Source organism: Mesorhizobium sp. P2_A12, assembly GCF_056405075.1.
Genome location: NZ_JBFUCU010000003.1, coordinates 425,758 through 443,757 on the forward strand (window position 1 = coordinate 425,758; position 18,000 = coordinate 443,757).

The following is an 18,000-nucleotide window of genomic DNA, read 5'->3' on the forward strand; positions in this document are numbered from 1 at the left end:
TCAGGCGCCGTAGGCGCGCATTGTCTGGCGGTTGGTCTTGACCGCGCCGGCGGGGTCGGCGGCGGCGGTGTCGGATTCCTCTTCGAGCACCAGCCAGCCGGTGAAGTGCGGCGCGGTGCCGGCGATCTCGATGACCGCCGGGGTGTCGCAGACGCCTTGACCGAGCATGGCCCAAGTGCCCTTGGCGTCGACGTCCTTGAGATGGATGTAACGGATGCGGTCGCGGTGGGTGCGCAGCGTGTCGAGCATGTCCCTGTGGCCGCGCAGGATGTGGCCGGTATCCGGCACCCAGCCGACCAGATCGGGGTCGAGCAAGGCAAAGATCTTGTTGTAGTCGGCGCGGTCGAACAGCAGCGTGTTGTGGTGCGAACTCGGATGCACCGCGACATCCACCCCGGCCTTGCGGCCGATCTCGGCGGCGCGATTGTAGAACTCGGCCGATATGGCGAACTTGTCTCCACGCGGGCCGTCGGAGACAACCGTCGCCGAGCCGATCGATACCAGCGCGCCGGGAAAGTTCGCGGCAAAGCCTGTCCAGCGCCGGGCGGCTTCGAGGTCGCTTTCCAGCGCCTCTTTCAACGTGAAACCGCTCTTCGAGCCAAAAGCAAAGGAAACGAGGGTAAGGGCTCGGGCGTCGAGCGCGGCAGCGAATTCGGTCGGCCTCTCGGCATAGCGGCCGATCATGGTGTCGGTGATCTCGATGCCGGCATAGCCGCCATCTTCTATCGCCTTCAACAGATCGTCGGGACCGCCGATCCAGCCCTTGCCCAGCATTTCCCAGGTGAAGGTCTGGCAGCCGACCTTGAGCTTCGTCTTCGTCATGTCGTTCATTCCTTGACGCCGCCCTGGGTCAGTCCTTCGATGATGTGGCGCTGGAAGAACAGCACCAGGAGGATCAAGGGCACGGTCACCACGGCGGAGGCCGCGGCGATGTCACCCCAGGGGACGTAGTAGAGGTTGGTGAAGTTGGCGATGCCGACCGGTATCGTCTGCCGGTCGATGTTGGAGGTGAAGGCGAGCGCGAACAGGAATTCGTTCCACGCGGTGATGAAGGCGAGCAGGCCGGTGGTCACCAGGCTCGGCAGCGACATCGGCAGGATGATGCGCCAGAGCAGGCCGGGCACGCTGACGCCGTCCATGCGCGCCGCCTCGTCGATCTCGCGCGGCAGCGTCTCGAAATAGCCGAACAACACCCAGGTCACCAGCGGCAGGCCGAGCGCCAGGTAGGTGATGATCAGCGCCGTGTAGGTGTCGAGCAGGCCGAGATTGGTGGCGACCAGATAGAGCGGCCCGACCAGCGCAATCTGTGGGAACATCGAAACAGAAAGGATGACCATGAGAATGCCGAAGCGGCCCTTGATGTTGAGCCGCGACAGCGCGAAGGCGGCCAGCGAGCCGACGAACAGGCAGAGGAACGTCGTCGCCAGCGAGACCACCAGCGAGTTCCAGACATAGCGGTGAAGCTGCTTCTCGACGAAGGCGTTGTAGTAGTGCTCCAGCGTGAAGGGATGCGGGATCAGCGACGGCGACCCCGAGGTCAGCGCCTTGTCTAGCTGGAACGAGGTCGAGAACTGCCAGATGAACGGACCGCCCGACCAGATGAGGATCAGCAAAGCGCCGAGATAGATGGCGAAGGTCTGCAGCGGCGAGCGCGTGTCGTTCATTGCGCTCTCCTGATCTGGCGGACGAGGTACAGGCAGAACACCAGCGCGATGATGCCCTCGGTGACGAACATCGCCGTCGAGACGGCCGAGCCGTAGCCGAACTGCAGCGTCGAGAAGAGCACCTTGTAGGACAGCGTCGACAGCGTTTCGGTCGAATCGGCCGGGCCGCCGCCGGTCAGCACATAAACGAGATCGAAGACGCGGAACGCGTCGAGCGCGCGGAATAGGCCGGCGATCAGCAAGGTCGGCATCAACAGCGGCAGGCGGATATACCAGAAGGTGATCCAGCCCTTGGCGCCATCCATGCGCGCCGCCTCGATCAGCGAATTGGGCACGGTCTGCAACCCGGTCAAAAGCAGCAGCGCCATGAACGGCGTCGTCTTCCAGACATCGGCGATGATGATGGTGATCATCGCCGTGTCGGTGGAGCCGTACCAGTTGATGTTCTGGTCGATCAGCCCGGCATGCAGGAGGATGTAGTTGATGATGCCGTTCTGGCCATCGAACAGCCAGCCGAACATCTTGGAGGTGACGACGGTTGGCATCGCCCACGGCACCAGCATGGCCGCGCGGACGAGCCCCCGTCCCTTGAAGGCTTCGCACAGGATGAGCGCCATGCCGAGCCCGATCACTGTCTCCAGCACGGTCGAAGCTGTGGTGAACCAGATCGTGTGCCACCACGCATTCCAGAACTGCGGGTCGCCCCACAGCTCGACGTAGTTGGAGAAGCCGGTGAAATCCTGTTCCTGCGTGATCAGCGAGGTGTTGGTGAGCGAGAGGTAGAGCCCGTTGACGATCGGGTAAAAGGAAACCGACGCCAGCGACACAAATGCCGGCGTCAGCAGGAGCAAGGCCCACAAGGCGCCCGGGAGCGCCTTGCCTAGACGCCGCGGCCGGCCAACACTGGGAATGGTGGCCGCCGCGGACATTGGTTCAGCCTACGATCTTGTCGATTTGCGCCGCCGTCGCGTCCATCTCGGCCTGGACGTTGCCGGAGACCAGCGCCTTGGAGATGCCGGACTGCAGGGCAAGCGTCACTTTCGCGTATTCGGGCGTGATCGGCCGCGCCGTGGCGCCGGTGAAGACTTTCTCGAGGCTGGCCATGAACGGCTGTTCCTTCTTGATCTGCGCGTCCTGGAACAACGCCGGCCGCGTCGGTGCGAGGCCGAAGTTCAGCGCGATGCGGTGCTGGACTTCTGTCGACGACAGCCAGGTCAAGAGCTCGATCGCGGCTTCGCGCTGCTTCGAGTTGGCATTGACGCCGAGCTGGTAGCCGCCGAGGCAGGCCGAGCTCTTGCCGCCGGGGAACGACGGCAGCGGCGCTACGCCGACCTTGTCGACGACCTGGGAAGCCTTGGCGTCCTGGGCGATCGGGTAGACATAGGACCAGTTGCGCATGAACATCGCCTTGCCCGAGGTAAAGGGCTGACGCGACGGCTCCTCGTCCCAGGACAGCACGTCCTTCGGGCTGATCTTGTTGGTGGCGAGGGTGTCGTGCAGGAACTGGATCGCCTCCACCGCGCCCTTCTGGTTGATCAGCGACGACTTGCCGTCGGGCGCCAGGATGGCGCCGTTGTTGGAGGTGATGATCTCGACCGCATCGCAGACCAGAACCTCGGCCTGCTTGCCTTGCCAGAGATAGCCGTAATCGATGTCGCCGGCCTTCTGCGCGGCGGCGGCAATGGTCGCCATGTCGGCCCAGCTTTCCGGCACCTTGCCGCCATGCTTTTCCAGCACGTCCTTGCGGTAATAGAACATGCCCGAATCCATGAACCAGGGAAGGGCGGTGAGCTTGCCGCCATAGGTACAGGCATCGAGGGTCCCGGTGAAGTAGGCGCTGCGCTTGTCGGCCGGGAAGTACTCGTCCAGCGGCAGCGCCCATCCGGCGGCGGCAAAGCCGGCGATCCAGATCACGTCCTGGCTGAAGACGTCGGGCGTGCCGGTGCGGCGGGCGAGCTGCTGCACCAGGCCCTGGTAGACCTCGGTCGAGGAGCTCGGCGGCGGCAGCTCGATGTTCTTGACCAGGATGCGGTCCTGCGATTCGTTGAAGGCCTTGATCAGGTCGCCAAAGGTCTCCTTGCCGAAGAAGGCAGCGCTGGCGAAGCTGATCTCGGCCCGGCTCTGGGCACGAGCCTGGCCAATGCCGAGCGACGTCCCTGCCCCGAAAGCCGCCGCGCCAAGAAGGCCGGCGGAACCGATGAGAAATTGCCGGCGATCGGCGATGGTGACATGCCCAATCGACTTGGAACCGCTGCGCGGCCCCTTCCTTGACTCGTCCATTTGTAGTCCTCCCAGAGTTGACGGCAGCCACTCCCGCCCGTCCAACTTCGCACATGATTCATAAAAAATTGTCGCGCGTCAAGATTTAAACTGCATAATGGTGCATCAATATGCTTATGACGTGGGCGAAGGATGGCCACGTGAACAAAGAATCGCCGATCCTGACGGACGGGCGCCGACTGGAGGAATGATGGAAAAGCTTGGTGTAGGGGTCATAGGTTGCGGCAACATCGCCATGACCTACATGCGCAACGCAGCACTTTTTGCAGGCGTGGAGTTGAAGGCCTGCGCCGACATCTCCGCGGACGCGGCCGCCCTGCGGGCCCGCGAATACGGCATCAGGGCAATGGGCGTCGATGCCCTGCTTGCCGATCCCGAAATCGGCCTGGTTCTCAACCTCACCATTCCCGCCGTGCATTTCGACGTCACCATGTCGGCGCTTTCTGCCGGCAAGCACGTCTTCACCGAAAAGCCGCTTGCCACCTCGGCCGCCGACGGACAACGACTGGTCAGCGAGGCGAAGTCGCGCGGCCTGCTGCTTGGCTCGGCGCCCGACACCTTCCTCGGCGCTGCCGGACGCCGTGCGCGCCGGCTGATGGACGCAGGTGCCATTGGCCGTCCGGTCACCGGCACCGCCTTCATGATGGGCCGCGGCATGGAGCACTGGCACCCCAACCCGCAATTCTACTACCAGCCTGGCGGCGGCCCGGTGTTCGACATGGGGCCCTATTATCTGACCATGCTGGTCAACCTGCTTGGCCCGGTCGAGCGTGTCATGGCGATGGCGACGCGCGGCCAGGAGGAAAGGCTGATCACCGCCGACGGACCGTTCAAGAACACCACATTCAAGGTCGGCACGCCGACCAACGTGCTGTCGCTGCTTGAATTCCGCTCCGGCGCGACGGTCACCTTCGGCGCCTCGTGGGACGTCTTTCGCCACTCGAACCACCCGATCGAGCTGCACGGCACGGAAGGCTCGCTGCGCCTGCCCGATCCCGACACGTTCGGCGGCACGGTGTCGCTGTCGGAGCGCGGCGCCGACTGGAAGGACTTTCCCAGCGAAGGCGACCTCTACGGCGCCCGCAACTGGCCCTATGCGGCGCCCGACCGCGCCAATTACCGCATGCTCGGCGTCGCCGATCTGGCGCGTTCGCTTCAAACCGGCAACACGCCACGCGCCTCCGGCAACCTTGCGCTGCATGTGCTTGAGATCATGGAGGCGATCCTGCGTTCCGGCGAGGGCCAGGGCTCGGTCGCAGTAGCGGGCGACGTCACTCAGCCGTCTCTGCTGACCGAAGAAGAGGCAGGCGACCTGCTTGCCTGAGGATATGACGATGACACTCGACCCGGATGCGCTGTACGTCCTCGAAATCGGCCGCGCGGCTGGCGGAGAGCCGTTCGAGAATGGGGACGTGGCGGCGGCGCGGGCCGCTTACAACGCTTCGTTCCCGACGCTGCAGGGCGAGCGCGAAACGGTCGCTGCGACCTTGGAACAGCGGATCGAAGGGCCGAACGGCCCCATCTCGGTCCGCATCCATCGCGGCCTCGGCGCACCACAAAGCGGGGCGCCGGCGCTGCTCTACCTGCATGGCGGCGGCTGGGTCGTCGGCAACCTCAATTCGCATGACGAGATCTGCCGCTGGCTGGCCAATCTCGGCGGCGCCGTCATTGTCTGTCCCGACTATCGCCTGGCACCGGACCACAAATTTCCCGCCGGGCTGGAGGATTGCCTGGCAACACTGCGTTTCACAACGCGGAACGCCGCCGCTCTCGGCATCGACCCATCCCGCATCGGCGTTGCCGGCGACAGCGCCGGCGGCAATCTCGCCACCGTGCTGGCGCTGCTTTCTCGCGACGGGCTGGCGCCATCCCTCGCCGCACAGATCCTGATCTATCCCAACACCGATGCGCGGCAGACGGCCGACAGTTACCGGCGTTTCGGCGACGGCTTCGGGCTGACGGCAACCACCATGGCATGGTTCCGCGACCACTATGTGCGAACGCCTGACGACATCGTGGACTGGCGCGTCTCGCCCCTGCTGGCGCCCGATCTCACAGGCGTCGCGCCGGCTTTCGTCGCACTTGCCGGCTGCGACATCCTTGCCGACGAAGGCGAAGCCTATGCCGAACGCCTGCAAGCCGCGGGCGTGCCACTGGTCCTGCGGCAATGGCCGGGTAAGATCCACGGCTTCGTCTCGATGGGACGCCATATCCCCGCCGCGCGGCAGGCGGTGGCCGAGGCGGTGGCGGCCTGGCGCCAGTTCGAGAAGGATCGCTGAAGCTGGACGCTCAGGCCGACTGACGCATCACCAGGGTCGCGCCGAGCTTGACCCTTTGCGCCATGCCCTGCCTTGGCGGTTCGGCCTCGTCCAGCAGGGCCAGCAGGATCTCGACGCTGCGGCCGGCCATGGCGGCGAAATCCTGCGCCATGGTGGTCAGTGCCGGACAGGTGTAGCGGCTCAGCGGATGATCGTCATGCGCGGCAACGCGCAGATCGCAGTCGGGTCTGCGGCCGATCTTCAGTCCGCGCGAGAACGCGGCCGCCATCACGCCGAAGGCGAGACGATCATTGGCACACAGTATCGTGCGGCCGGGCAGGCCGCCGACGTCGAGTGTCCTTTCCATCCATTCATGGCCGATGCGCTCGAAGTCCCAGGTATAATCGCGCGCCGCATCGATGACGACGGGTTCAAAACCGGCGACTTTCATCGTCGCGATGTAGCTTTGCAGCCGCTCCCCCGAATTGTGGTTCACATGCGGAATGTCGACATAGACAGGCGGTTCTCCGGACCGGTTGAGGTAATCGACCATGGTCGACGTGCTCTGGTGGTTGTCGTTGCCGACGAAAGGCGTGTCGCCCTCGATATAGGTGTCGAAGTACACGATCGGAATGTCCTGCCCCAACTTGTCGAAAACGCTGCGGTCAGAGGCCAGGCCGAGCGGCGCGATGATCGCGCCGGCGACCTTCAGCGACAGTAGCGTCCTGACCGATTCCGCCTCCAGCTTCTGCGAGCCATGCGAAGAAATGACGATCGGCCAGTAACCCTCGTCGCGGCAGCGAAATTCGATGCGGCTGACCATCTCGGCATAGAACGGATCGGTGATCGTCGGCACGACGATGCCGATGTTGCGGGTGCGCTTGCGGTTGAGATTGCGGGCGAAAAGGTTCGGCTGATAGTCCGAGGAACGCAATGCGGCTTCGATGCGCGCGCGCGTTGCCGGCTTCACGCTCGCAGGATCGTCAAAATATTTCGACAGCGTCGGCCGGGACACGCCACATGCCCGGGCGAAGTCATCCATGGTGCGGTGCGTCTTCTCCGCCATCGAACGTCAGGTCCTCTTGCCTACACCCGCCGATCGGGATGATACGCCCCTCACCAGTCATGCGGCCGTTGTCCGAGAGCGGCAATGCTTGGCCGAACTTATTCAGTCAATTTTCACAGTTTCCAGTACAGCGCAAAAACATTACGGGCGTCAATTTATTTGTTGACGATCTGAAAAATGATGACTCCACGATCAGAGTTGCGGCAGCAGGACCAAGGCGGCCGTCGTGCGGCGGGATTCCAGATCGCGGTGTGCGTCGGCGGCGTTGGCAAGGTCGTAGCGGGTCGGCACGTCGACCTTGGCGATGCCTTGAAAGGATAGGTTCCGACGAGATGCTTGCCGCGCGGGCCACGGTCCGGCTTGCCAAATGCCGCCATGCCGCCCATACACGGCTGATCAAACGCCCCCGCCCCGTTCACGCCCCACCTGCCAGGATGCTGTCCGATGTCTGCGACGCCGTACCCCCGGGCAAAGCCGTGACGGATCCCTCCTTGCCAACTCTCGCCAGCCTGGGTTGGACGGATTTTTTCGGCGACCAGCTCGAGCCCGGCGAAACCAATCTCGTGCCTGCGCGGATCGCCACGGTCCATCGCGACCGCCTGACCGGCCTGTCCCAGGCAGGGCCAATCGATCTGACGCTGCCGGCGCAGGCGAACACCGGCGACTATGCGGTCGGCGACTGGGTGCTCGTCGACGCGCATGACCGGCTTGTGCAGCGCCGCCTGACCCGCAAGACGGTGCTGGAACGCCGCACCCAGGGCGGCAGGGTACCACAGCTGGCAGCGGCCAATGTCGACACGCTGTTCATCGTCACCTCATGCAATGCCGACTTCAATCCGGCCCGGCTCGAACGCTATCTGGCGCTGGCCAATGAGGCCGGAACGACGCCGGTGATCCTATTGACCAAGGCCGATACCGCGGCCGACGCCGAGGCGTATCAGCGGCAGGCTGCCGCGCTGCAGCGCGGCCTGGCGGTGGTGACGCTGAACCCCCGCACATCGGATGCGGCAACCGCGCTCGCTGCCTGGTGCAGTGCTGGCCAGACGGTCGCGCTGGTCGGCTCTTCCGGGGTCGGCAAGTCGACGCTGGTCAACACGCTGGCCGGATCGACACAGCGCTTGCCGCAACAGACCGGAGACATTCGCGAACACGACGCCAAGGGGCGCCACACCACCACGTCGCGGTCGCTGCACGCGATTGCCGGTGGCGGCTGGGTGATCGACACACCGGGAATGCGAACGCTGCAGGTCAGCGACGTCGCCTACGGCATCGACACGCTGTTTGCCGAAATCACCGAGCTCGCGCCGCTCTGCAAGTTCCGCGACTGCACCCACGTGCATGAACCGGGTTGCGCGGTGCAGGCTGCGCTGAAGGCCGGCACGCTCGATCCGGAGCGTCTTGCCCGCTGGCGAAAACTGTCCGACGAAAACCAGAACAACACGCCGGTTCAGAGCGGACCTCGCGGAGCCAAATCTCCCGGTGGTCGCGGAAAAAGGCGCTGAGGCACGCCCCCTGGCTTCAGAGCCGCGCCGTGCCGAAAACACGGTCCCAGAATATGGACGTGACACCGAAGTTGACCGTTTCGTCGACATGATGATGCACGGCGTGACGGCGCTTGAGTGTGTAGAGATAACTCGGATGGGAGGGGTGCCAATGATGGATCATGTGATGGACGCTGATGTACCAGAGGTAGCCCATCATCAGTCCGCAACTTACCGCGCATGCGGCGGCGAAACCTGAAATCATCCAGACCGGGAAAAACGCGACCAGCGCATGCACTCCCAGACTGAGCCAGGTCGGCGTGCCCACCGAACTGCGCTCTTCGACATGGTGACGATCATGCAGGTCTTTGATGTAGGGAATGTGGTGCAGGACGAACCTGTGCAGGACGTATTCGGTCAGCGTCCAGAGCAAGAGGCAGGCGACGACAGTGACGATCCAGCCCGGCGCATTGTCTTCGCCGGCCTCGATCAACCCGGCCACTGCCAGCACGGCGATCACCAAGGGATACGCCACGAAGTCGCTGTAGTAGCCAATAAGACCGAGTTGCATCGTCACGCCTCATCTAGCCTTCGAGCCGCCAAATAAGCCATGGTCAGATTGCCGGACTCGCGGGAGAGGAGCAATGCAGTCGCACCTGACATAGCGTCGCAATCATTCGGCGCAAGGTCGGCGCCCATGATCCAGGGGAATCGGTGGACCGCCGCCTTCGCAATCAGCTTTACAAACGGACATTAAAAAATGGCAAAACGTAGTGCGGGGTTGCTGATCTACCGCCAAGACGACAGCGGCCTTCGGGTGCTGCTGGTTCATCCGGGCGGACCGTTCTGGGCGAAGAAGGACGATGGTGCGTGGTCGATACCGAAGGGCCTCGTCGATGAGAACGAGGACGAGTTGTCCGCGGCGCGACGCGAGACCGAGGAAGAGCTCGGCATCAAGGTCGATGGTCCCTTCTCGCGGCTCGGCGACTACAGGCAGCCGGGTGGAAAGATCGTCGTGGCGTGGTCCGTCGAGGCGCGTATCGACATCAATGTGGCAGCCATCAGGAGCAACACCTTCACCATGGAGTGGCCGCCAAGGTCGGGATCGATGAAGGAATTCCCGGAAGTCGACAGAGCCGGCTGGTTCGCCTTGCCCGAGGCCGAGGTCAAGATCCTCAGGGGGCAGCGACCGATGCTGTCGGATCTTGCCAGGCAAAAAGACGCTGAACGATGATCGCCGGCGGTGCGGCCCTTAAAGCGCGCCGCGCTTCAAGGCTTTGTTTTATGCATGTCGTTGTCCCAAAACCGGGACCACTTTTGGACGACATGCATCAGGCTGCGGACCCATAAAAGCGAACGACAATCTGATGGCCGCCAAGGCCATGCTCGACAAGAAGGCGCCGGTTGGCACTGAATGCAGCTTGAAAGCAACTCCTCGCGCACGCGAGAACAGTCGCTGGCGCCGAGTGTCGCAAATGAGTGCCAGCTCGGGGCATCTCATGGCGACTCTCTCACTACGCCCGGTACAAAGTATTGGTCAGGGTCAGTTGACTCAAGGAGAATTTGCATGCGTGGTCATTGCTTATGTGGCGCTATTGCTTTTGAAGTCGATGGCCCGGCACAAGCATGCGTGAGCTGTCATTGCGAAAGTTGTCGGCGGCAATGTTCTGCGCCAATGACCACCTACATTGGCGTCTTGGACAGCCAATGGCGATGGCTGGGCAAGTCGCCGAAGGTATTCAACTCTTCTCCCGGTGTGGAAAGAACATTTTGCGATAGATGTGGCTCGCCGCTGTCCTTCCGCTCAAAGAACATGTCCGGTGTCATGCATTTTTTTGCCGCGGCCATGGAGGAGCCGGAAAAATTTGCACCCACGCTGCATGTCGCTTTTGAGGAGAAGCTCCCTTGGTTGAAACTCGCCGACGGCCTGCCGACACGGTTTGGGCCTGACTATACGAAAAACTAGTAAGGCAGGCCGACATAGTTCTCGGCGAGCGCAGTCGACGCTGCACGCGAGTGTACGAGGTAGTCGAGTTCGGCCTCCTGGATGCGCTGACCGAAATCGCCGGTGTCGGGAAAGCGGTGCAGCATCGTCGTCATCCACCAGGAAAAGCGCACCGCCTTCCAGACCCGTGCCAGCGCCTTGCCTGAATAGGCATCGATGCCGGCCATCGATTTGTCACGGTAGAAGTCGCGCAAACCGGCAAACAAATAACGCACGTCGCTGGCGGCGAGGTTGAGGCCCTTGGCGCCAGTCGGCGGCACGATGTGGGCGGCGTCCCCAACCAGGAACAGCCTGCCGAAACGCAGGGGCTCGGCAACGAAGGAGCGCAGCGGCGCGATCGACTTCTCGAAGGAAGGCCCGGTGACCACGCTTGCCGCTGTCTGCTCCGGCAGACGGCGACGCAACTCGTCCCAGAAGCGGTCGTCCGACCACGCCTCGACGCGGTCGCCCTCGGGGCATTGCACATAGTAGCGGCTTCGGTGTGTCGAGCGCATCGAGCACAGCGCGAAGCCCCGCTCATGGTTGGCGTAGACCAGTTCGTGATCGGCCGGCGGAACTTCGGCCAGCACGCCGAGCCAACCGAACGGATAGTGGCGCTCGAAGGTTTTCAGCGCGTGCTCAGGCACCGATTTGCGGCTGATGCCGTGATAGCCGTCACAGCCTGCAATAAAATCGCAGTCGATGCGACGGGTGACGCCGTCCTTGTCATAGGTGGCAAAAGGCGTCTCACCATCGAAATCACGCAGCGTCACGTTTGCCGCCTCGTAGATCGTGGTCAGTCCTGCCGCATCGCGCTTGTCCATCAAATCATGCGTCACTTCGGTCTGGCCGTAGACGGTGACATGCCTGCCGCCGGTCAGCCCCTCGAGGTCGATGCGGTGCAGGCGTCCGTCGAAAGCAAGCGAGATGCCGGAATGCGGCAGCCCCTCGGCGTGCAGCCGTGCCGCGGCACCCGCTTCCTCCAGCAGTTCGACGGTGCCCTGTTCGAGCACGCCGGCGCGCACGCGGCCGAGCACATGCTCGCGGCTGGCGCGCTCCAGAATGACCGTCTCGACGCCGATCGTGCTGAGAAGCTGGCCAAGCAGCAGGCCGGACGGTCCAGACCCGACAATGAGGATTTGCGTGCGCATCAGCGTCCCAGGCTTTCGATCTGCCCGGCCAGTCCGGCGGCAAGCCGCAGCGAAGCGGCTGTCGCCACCACCATCTGCGGCAGCAGCAGCCATTCCAGCGTCCAGGCGGCGCCCGAGCGCTCCTGCTCATGCACCACGGCCTGATGCATGCCGGAAAGCTGCGTGGCGTTGAAACGGGCAAGCGCCACCAGCGCCTCGGCCTTTACCGGATTCTGCTTGTGCGGCATGGCCGACGAGCCGCCACCGCCAGAGAGTTCGATGTCGGCGCCGCCTTGCGCCATCAAGGCAATGTCCTGGCCAAACTTGCCGAGGCTGCCCGTCACCAGCGACAACCAGCCGGCGAAATCGGCGAGCGCGTCGCGCTGGCTATGCCATTGCGGCGCATCGGCAAGGCCGAGCTTTGCCGCGAGGGCGGCCCGCACCGCCGGCCCCTTGCCATCCAACTTTTCCAGAGTGCCGGCCGCGCCGCCGAACTGCACCACCAGCAGGCGCCTCGACTGTTCCGATAATCTCTGCTGATGCCGTTGCAGCGGTGCGCGCCACGCCATGATGCGATCCGCCACCTTGATTGGAACCGCCGGTTGCATGCGCGTCATCCCGGTCAGCGCCCTGCCCCCAAAACGCTCTTCGAGCGAGGCGAGGCGCATGCCGGTTTCGGTCAACAGCAGGCCGAGATGTTCGACGACGGATTTGAGCCGAAGCATCAGGCCTGTGTCGACGACATCCTGGCTGGTCGCGCCGAAATGAACGGAGGCACCATGCGGTTCGCCGACCGCCGCCCGGATCTGGCGCACCAGTTCCGGCACCATGACGCCGTCCCTGGCGACACCGGCGCGCAGCAAGGCGGTATCGGGCCGGAATGTGCTGAGCCCAGCCACGATGGCTGCTGCCGCCTCTCCGGTGATCAGTCCGTTTTCCGCCTCCACTTCCGCCAGCGCGCGCTCGAGGGCCAGCATCGCCTCGATTTCCGCCTCGACGGAAAAATGCCGGCTCGCCTCTTCGTCGCCGAGAAGAGCGGAGAGCAATGGATGGTCGAAGGGCGAAACGGTCATGGCGCGGGCCTCCTAGCTGTCGAAGAAGACCGTTTCCTTCTCCCCCTGGAGATGGACGTCGAAGAGATAGATATCGCCCTTGCGCTCGGCGATCAGCGTCCGCACACGAATGCGGTGCTCGATGCGCGCCAGGATCGGATCCTGCGCATTGGCCTCTTCCTCGTCGGAAAGGTACAGCCGGGTGTGCAGGCCGAGATTGATGCCGCGGGCGACGATCCAGAGCGTGATGTGCGGCGCCATCAGGCGGCCATCCCTCGAAGGCACGCGGCCCGGCTTGATGGTGTCGAACGTGCACAGGCCGGTGTCCATGTCGGTCGGGCAACGGCCCCAGCCGACGAAATTCGGATCGGCCGTGCCGCGCAGTTCCGCCGGCGAATTGTAGAGCCCGTCCGCATCCGCCTGCCAGATCTCGACCAGCGCGTCCTTGAGCGGCGTGCCGGTGCCGTCGAGCACCCGGATGCGCAGGCCGATGCGCTCGCCCTTGGTCTTGTCGTTGACCATGGTCGCACCAAGGTCGCTCGCATAGACGCCGCCGATGCCGCAGAAATTGGGCGTCAGCCCGATATGGACGTAGGGTCCCGCGGTTTGCGAGGGGCTTTCCCTGAGCCGGTCGAGCGACTGGGCCATCAATTGCCCTCCAGCCTGTTTTCGAACAGCGAGGAGCGGCGCCCGCGCAGCACGATGTCGAACTTGTAGGCGCGCGCGTCGAAGGGGATCGTCGCCTGAATGTCGAGCGCAGCGATCAGCGTTTCGATGGCTGCCTTGTCGGGAATGCCGCGCGCGATTGGGCAGTGCCAGATCAACGGGTCGCCCTCGAAATACATTTGCGTGATCAGCCGCTGCGCGAAGCCATGGCCGAAGACCGAAAAGTGGATGTGCGAGGGCCGCCAGTCGTTCGGCCCGTTCGGCCAGGGATAGGGACCGGGCTTGACGGTGCGAAAGGCATAGCCGCCGTCCTCACCAGTGATAGCGCGGCCGCAGCCGCCGAAATTCGGGTCGAGCGGCGCCAGATAGCCGTCCTTCTTGTGGCGGTAGCGGCCACCGGCATTGGCTTGCCAGAATTCGAGCAGCGCGCCGGGTACGCCAACACCACGTTCGTCGAGCACCCGCCCATGGACGATGATGCGCTCGCCGATGGCGCTCTCGCCGGGTCTGGCGAAATTGTGGATCAGGTCGGCGTCCAGTTCGCCGAGCATGGCGTGACCGAAGACCGGGCCTGCAATCTCCGACAGCGTGTTGTCGAAGGCGAGCAGCGCCTTCTGTGGCGAACGCAGCACGGAAGTCTTGTAGTGCGGCGTCAGCGCCGGCGGATGCCATGTCCGGTCGCGCTGAAAGAAGGCGCCGGTCTCGGGCCTCCGGTTCGATCCGGACTCAGCGGGCATCCTTGGCTCCGTCCATTTCCGAAAACACGTCCTTGGCGATCTTGAAGGCTCGGTTGGCAGCCGGCACGCCGGCATAGATGGCGACATGCAGGAACGCTTCGCAGATATCGTCGCGCGAGGCACCGGTGTTGGCGGTGGCGCGCACATGCATGGCGACCTCCTCATCATGGCCGAGTGCTGCCAGCAGCGCCAGCGTGACGATCGAGCGCTCGCGCTTGGTGAAGCCCGGCCGTGCCCACACCGTTCCCCAGGCGGCCTCGGTGATCAGTTCCTGGAAAGGCTGGTCGAAATCGGTGGCGGCGACCTCGGCCCGATCGACATGACGGTCGCCGAGCACGGACCGCCGTACGCCAAGGCCCGTGCGATATCTGGCGGCGTTGCCGGGGACTTCATCCATGGGTTTCGGCTCCAAGGGCAAGCGATGCGATAAAATGGCGGATCAGGGCGACAAGTGCTTCGGGCTGTTCGACACAGGGAATATGTCCGGCGTCGCGGATGATCTCGAAGCGCGCGCCGGGAATGAGAGCGGCCAGCGAACGGACAAGGTCGGGAGGCGTCGAGCCGTCCTGGTCGCCGGCGATGCAAAGCGTCGGTACGGAGATACGGCGCGCGGCCTCGGTGAAATCGGCGTCGCGAACGGCCACGCATGTCCCGAGATAGCCTGCGAGCGCCTGCCTGGTCAGCATGTTCCAGTAGCCGTCGAGCTCGGCTGAACGCGTTGCGTGGAAGCCGGGTGTGAACCACACTTTGAGCACCCCATCGGCAATCTCCTGGATCCCCTTGCTTTCGACCGTTGCGATGCGCGTGTTCCAGCTGTCCATGGTGCCAATCTTGTGGGCCGTGTCGCAGAGGATCAGACCTTCGACGCCTTCGGGGCGCCTGGCATGAAATCCCTGCGCAATCAGACCGCCGACCGACAGGCCGCACAACACCACCTTGCCAAGGCCGAAGTGATCGATGAGGCCGCAGAGATCATCGACATGGTCGTCGATCGACCTGATGTCGCCGATATCGGAGAGCCCGTGGCCTCGCTTGTCGTAGGCCAGCAGCGGCATTTCCCCGCCCAGGATCGACAGGACCTGGTCCCATATCCGGAAGTCGGTGCCGAGCGAATTGATGAACACGATCGGGCGCGCATTGCCGTTCGCCTCGACGTGACGGTGATGCAGCGTGATGCCGCCGATGGTGACGAATGGCACGATTTCGATCCTCCGTCTCCACATTGCACAAGGCATTTGGTTCGGTAAAATGATATTTTGCGCCGTTTCATTAACTCAGGGGTTATCAAATCCATGTCCGAGAGCCGCATCCGGTTCCGTCACCTGCAGGCATTCCTGGAAGTTGCACGGCAGGGCAGCGTGGCGAGGGCGGCGGATTTTCTGCATGTCAGCCCACCGGCGGTGACCAAGACGTTGCGCGAACTGGAAGAGGCGCTCGGGGTGGCGGTGGTCGAACGCGACGGTCGCGGCATCAGGCTGACGCGCATCGGCGAGATCTTCCTTCGCCATGCCGGCACGGCGATCACGGCGCTCAAACAAGGCGTCGATTCCGTCCGGCAGGATGGGGCGATCAACCGGCACCCCATCCGCATCGGCGCGCTGCCGACGGTGTCGGCGCGGGTGATGCCGCTTGCCATGACCCTGTTCCTCAAGGAGGGCACCGGGGCGGCGATCAAGATCGTCACCGGCGAGAACGCGGTGCTGCTCGAACAATTGCGCACCGGCGCGCTCGACCTGGTTGTCGGGCGACTGGCAGCGCCGGAGAACATGACCGGCTTCTTCTTCGAGCACCTCTACTCCGAACAGGTGCTGTTCGTGGTGCGAGCGGGACATCCGCTGCTTGATCCCGAGCAGGACGTGTTCGCGCGCCTCGACGAATTCCCGATGCTGATGCCGACACGGGAATCGGTCATCCGTCCTTTCGTCGACCGGCTGTTCATCACCAACGGCATGACCGCGCCGGCAACCGAGATCGAAACCGTCTCGGACTCCTTCGGCCGCGCCTTCCTGCGGCAGAGCAATGCCGTCTGGATCATTTCGGCCGGCGTTGTCGCCAACGAACTGGGCAGCGGCGCCTTTGTCGCCTTGCCGGTCAACACCGAGGAAACGAAGGGCCCGGTCGGCCTGACGATGCGGACGGACACCGCGCCCTCGCCGGCCTTCTCCATCCTGCTGCAGACCATCCGCGAAGCGGCAAGGCAAGGCAGCTGAAGCCTCGGAACATTCCAACCGGACATCGTCCCGGCCGCAGAATTCCCTAACCCAGAGGTTAATGAAACACCGCAAAATATCATTTTACCGAACCAAACCGGTGGTGCACTGTGACGATGGAGGAGCCACAGAGGGAGGAAAACATGACCCACGCCATTGGCAGCAGATCCACCATTACGGGCCTATCGCGACGCCAGTTCATCGCCACATCGATTGCCGGCGGCGCTGCGCTTGCGCTTGGCGGCCGCAGCGCCTTTGCCCAGGCAGGCGACACGCTTAAGGTCGGCTTCGTCAGTCCGCGCACCGGGCCGCTCGCCGGTTTCGGCCAGACCGACGGCTACGTGCTCGATCTGGCCCGCAAGGCGCTGGCTGGCGGGCTCGACTTGGGCGGCAAGAAGTACAGCGTCGAAATCCTCGATCAGGACACGCAGTCCGACCCGTCACGCGCCGGCCAGTTGGCCAAGGACCTGATCAACAACCAGGCCATCGACCTGATGCTCGCGGTGTCGACGCCCGAGGTGATCAACCCGGTGGCCGACGCCTGCGAAGCCGCCGGCGTGCCGTGCCTGTCGACAGTCATGCCGTGGGAGGCCTGGTACTTCGGCCGCGGCGCCAAGCCCGGCGCGCCCTCGCCGTTCAAATGGACCTATCATTTCGGCTTCGGCGTCGGTGAGTTCTTCAAGACCTACATCTCGCAGTGGAACCTGATCGAGACCAACAAGAAGGTCGGCGTCATGTATCCGAACGACGCCGACGGCAACGCCATCCGCGCCAATCTGGCGCCACTGCTGGCCAAGCAGGGGTTCACGATCGTCGATCCCGGCGCCTATGAAACCGGCACCACCGACTATTCCTCGCAGATCGCGCTGTTCAAGCAGGAAGGCGTCGAGATCTTCAATTCCTTCCCGATCCCGCCAGATTTCGCGGCGTTCTGGCGCCAGGCGGCACAGCAGGGGTTGATCAAGCAGATCAAGATCTGCCAGGTCGCCAAGACCGGGCTGTTCCCCTCCGATATCGAGGCACTCGGCGATCTCGGCATGAAGATTTCGAGCGCCGCCTACTGGCACAAGGCCTTTCCCTACAAGTCGCCGCTGACCGGCGTTTCGGGAACCGAACTGGCCGACGGCTACGAGGCGGCGAGCGGCAAGCAGTGGACGCAGCAGCTTGGCGCCTCGATGTCGCTGCTCGACGCCGGCTTCGAAGCGCTGAAGGCAAGCAGCGACGCCAAGGACAAGGCGGCGGTGGCCAAGGCGCTGAGCCAGCTCAAGACCGAGACGATGATCGGCAAGGTCGACTTCACCAGCGGCCCGGTGGCCAATGTCTCGCCCGGCCCGATCATCGGCACGCAATGGGTGGCCGCCAAGGAAGGAGCCAAGTTCCCGCTCGACTATGTCGTGACCGAGAATGCCACGGACCCGAAAGTGCCCGTCGAAGCCAAGCTTCTGCCTTACAACGGCTGATGGACCGCTGAC

Annotated in this window: 20 protein-coding genes; 8 read left to right on the plus strand and 12 right to left on the minus strand. The window is 63.9% G+C overall.

Annotated elements, in window-relative coordinates; all coding sequences use genetic code 11:
• Genes AC1DZU_RS09585 through AC1DZU_RS09600 form a run of 4 tightly spaced genes read right to left on the minus strand, consistent with a single transcriptional unit; the run spans position 1 to position 3,944 of the window.
• Entirely contained in the window at positions 1–822 is an 822-nt protein-coding gene (locus tag AC1DZU_RS09585; protein ID WP_477283967.1) for a sugar phosphate isomerase/epimerase family protein, read from the minus strand.
• 5 nt (positions 823–827) lie between these two features.
• A complete protein-coding gene (locus AC1DZU_RS09590) occupies positions 828–1,664 on the minus strand; it encodes a carbohydrate ABC transporter permease (protein WP_477283969.1) in 837 nt (278 codons plus the stop codon).
• Positions 1,661–2,593, minus strand: coding sequence for a carbohydrate ABC transporter permease (locus tag AC1DZU_RS09595; protein WP_477225902.1), 933 nt, complete (start codon positions 2,591–2,593; stop codon positions 1,661–1,663). The genes AC1DZU_RS09590 and AC1DZU_RS09595 overlap by 4 nt, the downstream gene beginning before the upstream one ends.
• 4 nt (positions 2,594–2,597) lie before the next feature.
• Positions 2,598–3,944, minus strand: a complete 1,347-nt coding sequence (locus AC1DZU_RS09600) for an ABC transporter substrate-binding protein (protein WP_477283970.1) — start codon at positions 3,942–3,944, stop codon at positions 2,598–2,600.
• A 187-nt stretch (positions 3,945–4,131) separates the two neighbouring features.
• Here AC1DZU_RS09600 and AC1DZU_RS09605 point away from each other — a divergent pair, with 187 nt between their 5' ends.
• Both AC1DZU_RS09605 and AC1DZU_RS09610 read left to right on the plus strand, forming a co-directional pair.
• A complete protein-coding gene (locus tag AC1DZU_RS09605; protein WP_477283972.1) occupies positions 4,132–5,268 on the plus strand; it encodes a Gfo/Idh/MocA family protein in 1,137 nt (378 codons plus the stop codon).
• A 10-nt stretch (positions 5,269–5,278) separates the two neighbouring features.
• Complete coding sequence (locus AC1DZU_RS09610; RefSeq protein ID WP_477283974.1) at positions 5,279–6,223, plus strand: alpha/beta hydrolase; 945 nt, start codon at positions 5,279–5,281, stop codon at positions 6,221–6,223.
• A 10-nt stretch (positions 6,224–6,233) separates the two neighbouring features.
• Here AC1DZU_RS09610 and AC1DZU_RS09615 read toward each other — a convergent pair whose 3' ends face one another.
• Positions 6,234–7,268 (minus strand): LacI family DNA-binding transcriptional regulator, encoded by a 1,035-nt coding sequence (locus AC1DZU_RS09615; protein WP_477283976.1) that lies wholly within the window; start codon positions 7,266–7,268, stop codon positions 6,234–6,236.
• A 434-nt stretch (positions 7,269–7,702) separates the two neighbouring features.
• Here AC1DZU_RS09615 and rsgA point away from each other — a divergent pair, with 434 nt between their 5' ends.
• Complete coding sequence (gene rsgA / locus AC1DZU_RS09620) at positions 7,703–8,770, plus strand: ribosome small subunit-dependent GTPase A (protein ID WP_477284213.1); 1,068 nt, start codon at positions 7,703–7,705, stop codon at positions 8,768–8,770.
• A 16-nt stretch (positions 8,771–8,786) separates the two neighbouring features.
• Here the strand turns inward: rsgA and AC1DZU_RS09625 are convergent, their stop codons facing one another.
• Positions 8,787–9,320 (minus strand): sterol desaturase family protein, encoded by a 534-nt coding sequence (locus tag AC1DZU_RS09625; RefSeq protein WP_477283978.1) that lies wholly within the window; start codon positions 9,318–9,320, stop codon positions 8,787–8,789.
• A 189-nt stretch (positions 9,321–9,509) separates the two neighbouring features.
• On the opposite strand from AC1DZU_RS09625, the gene AC1DZU_RS09630 reads away from it, so the two are divergent.
• The 3 genes from AC1DZU_RS09630 to AC1DZU_RS09640 all read left to right on the plus strand — a co-directional run bounded on the left by AC1DZU_RS09630 (position 9,510) and on the right by AC1DZU_RS09640 (position 10,715).
• Entirely contained in the window at positions 9,510–9,983 is a 474-nt protein-coding gene (locus tag AC1DZU_RS09630; RefSeq protein WP_477283981.1) for an NUDIX hydrolase, read from the plus strand.
• A gap of 133 nt (positions 9,984–10,116) precedes the next feature.
• Positions 10,117–10,383 (plus strand): hypothetical protein, encoded by a 267-nt coding sequence (locus tag AC1DZU_RS09635; RefSeq protein WP_477284233.1) that lies wholly within the window; start codon positions 10,117–10,119, stop codon positions 10,381–10,383.
• A complete protein-coding gene (locus AC1DZU_RS09640; RefSeq protein ID WP_477283983.1) occupies positions 10,317–10,715 on the plus strand; it encodes a GFA family protein in 399 nt (132 codons plus the stop codon). The genes AC1DZU_RS09635 and AC1DZU_RS09640 overlap by 67 nt, the downstream gene beginning before the upstream one ends.
• On the opposite strand, the gene pobA is transcribed toward AC1DZU_RS09640, so the two are convergent.
• The 6 genes from pobA to pcaD are packed head-to-tail and all read right to left on the minus strand — an operon-like array spanning position 10,712 to position 15,517.
• Entirely contained in the window at positions 10,712–11,884 is a 1,173-nt protein-coding gene (gene pobA / locus AC1DZU_RS09645; RefSeq protein ID WP_477283985.1) for a 4-hydroxybenzoate 3-monooxygenase, read from the minus strand. The two genes, AC1DZU_RS09640 and pobA, sit on opposite strands and share 4 nt — an antisense overlap.
• Positions 11,884–12,936 (minus strand): 3-carboxy-cis,cis-muconate cycloisomerase, encoded by a 1,053-nt coding sequence (locus AC1DZU_RS09650; RefSeq protein ID WP_477283987.1) that lies wholly within the window; start codon positions 12,934–12,936, stop codon positions 11,884–11,886. Before AC1DZU_RS09650 ends, pobA begins: the two co-directional genes overlap by 1 nt.
• A 12-nt stretch (positions 12,937–12,948) precedes the next feature.
• The gene (gene pcaG, locus AC1DZU_RS09655) at positions 12,949–13,563 is read right to left on the minus strand and encodes a protocatechuate 3,4-dioxygenase subunit alpha (RefSeq protein WP_477283989.1); all 615 of its coding nucleotides are present in this window, start codon (positions 13,561–13,563) and stop codon (positions 12,949–12,951) included.
• Positions 13,563–14,318 (minus strand): protocatechuate 3,4-dioxygenase subunit beta, encoded by a 756-nt coding sequence (gene pcaH / locus AC1DZU_RS09660; protein WP_477283991.1) that lies wholly within the window; start codon positions 14,316–14,318, stop codon positions 13,563–13,565. The genes pcaG and pcaH overlap by 1 nt, the downstream gene beginning before the upstream one ends.
• Positions 14,308–14,715: a 4-carboxymuconolactone decarboxylase gene (gene pcaC, locus AC1DZU_RS09665; protein WP_184871577.1), complete on the minus strand. Its 408-nt coding sequence runs from the start codon at positions 14,713–14,715 to the stop codon at positions 14,308–14,310. The genes pcaH and pcaC overlap by 11 nt, the downstream gene beginning before the upstream one ends.
• Positions 14,708–15,517: a 3-oxoadipate enol-lactonase gene (gene pcaD, locus AC1DZU_RS09670; protein WP_477283993.1), complete on the minus strand. Its 810-nt coding sequence runs from the start codon at positions 15,515–15,517 to the stop codon at positions 14,708–14,710. The genes pcaC and pcaD overlap by 8 nt, the downstream gene beginning before the upstream one ends.
• A 93-nt stretch (positions 15,518–15,610) precedes the next feature.
• Here pcaD and pcaQ point away from each other — a divergent pair, with 93 nt between their 5' ends.
• Together pcaQ and AC1DZU_RS09680 are read left to right on the plus strand one after the other, a co-directional pair.
• On the plus strand, positions 15,611–16,528 hold the full coding sequence (gene pcaQ, locus AC1DZU_RS09675; protein ID WP_477283994.1) for a pca operon transcription factor PcaQ: 918 nt from the start codon (positions 15,611–15,613) through the stop codon (positions 16,526–16,528).
• Between the two features lie 143 nt (positions 16,529–16,671).
• On the plus strand, positions 16,672–17,988 hold the full coding sequence (locus AC1DZU_RS09680; protein WP_477283996.1) for an ABC transporter substrate-binding protein: 1,317 nt from the start codon (positions 16,672–16,674) through the stop codon (positions 17,986–17,988).
• Positions 17,989–18,000 lie beyond the last annotated feature (12 nt).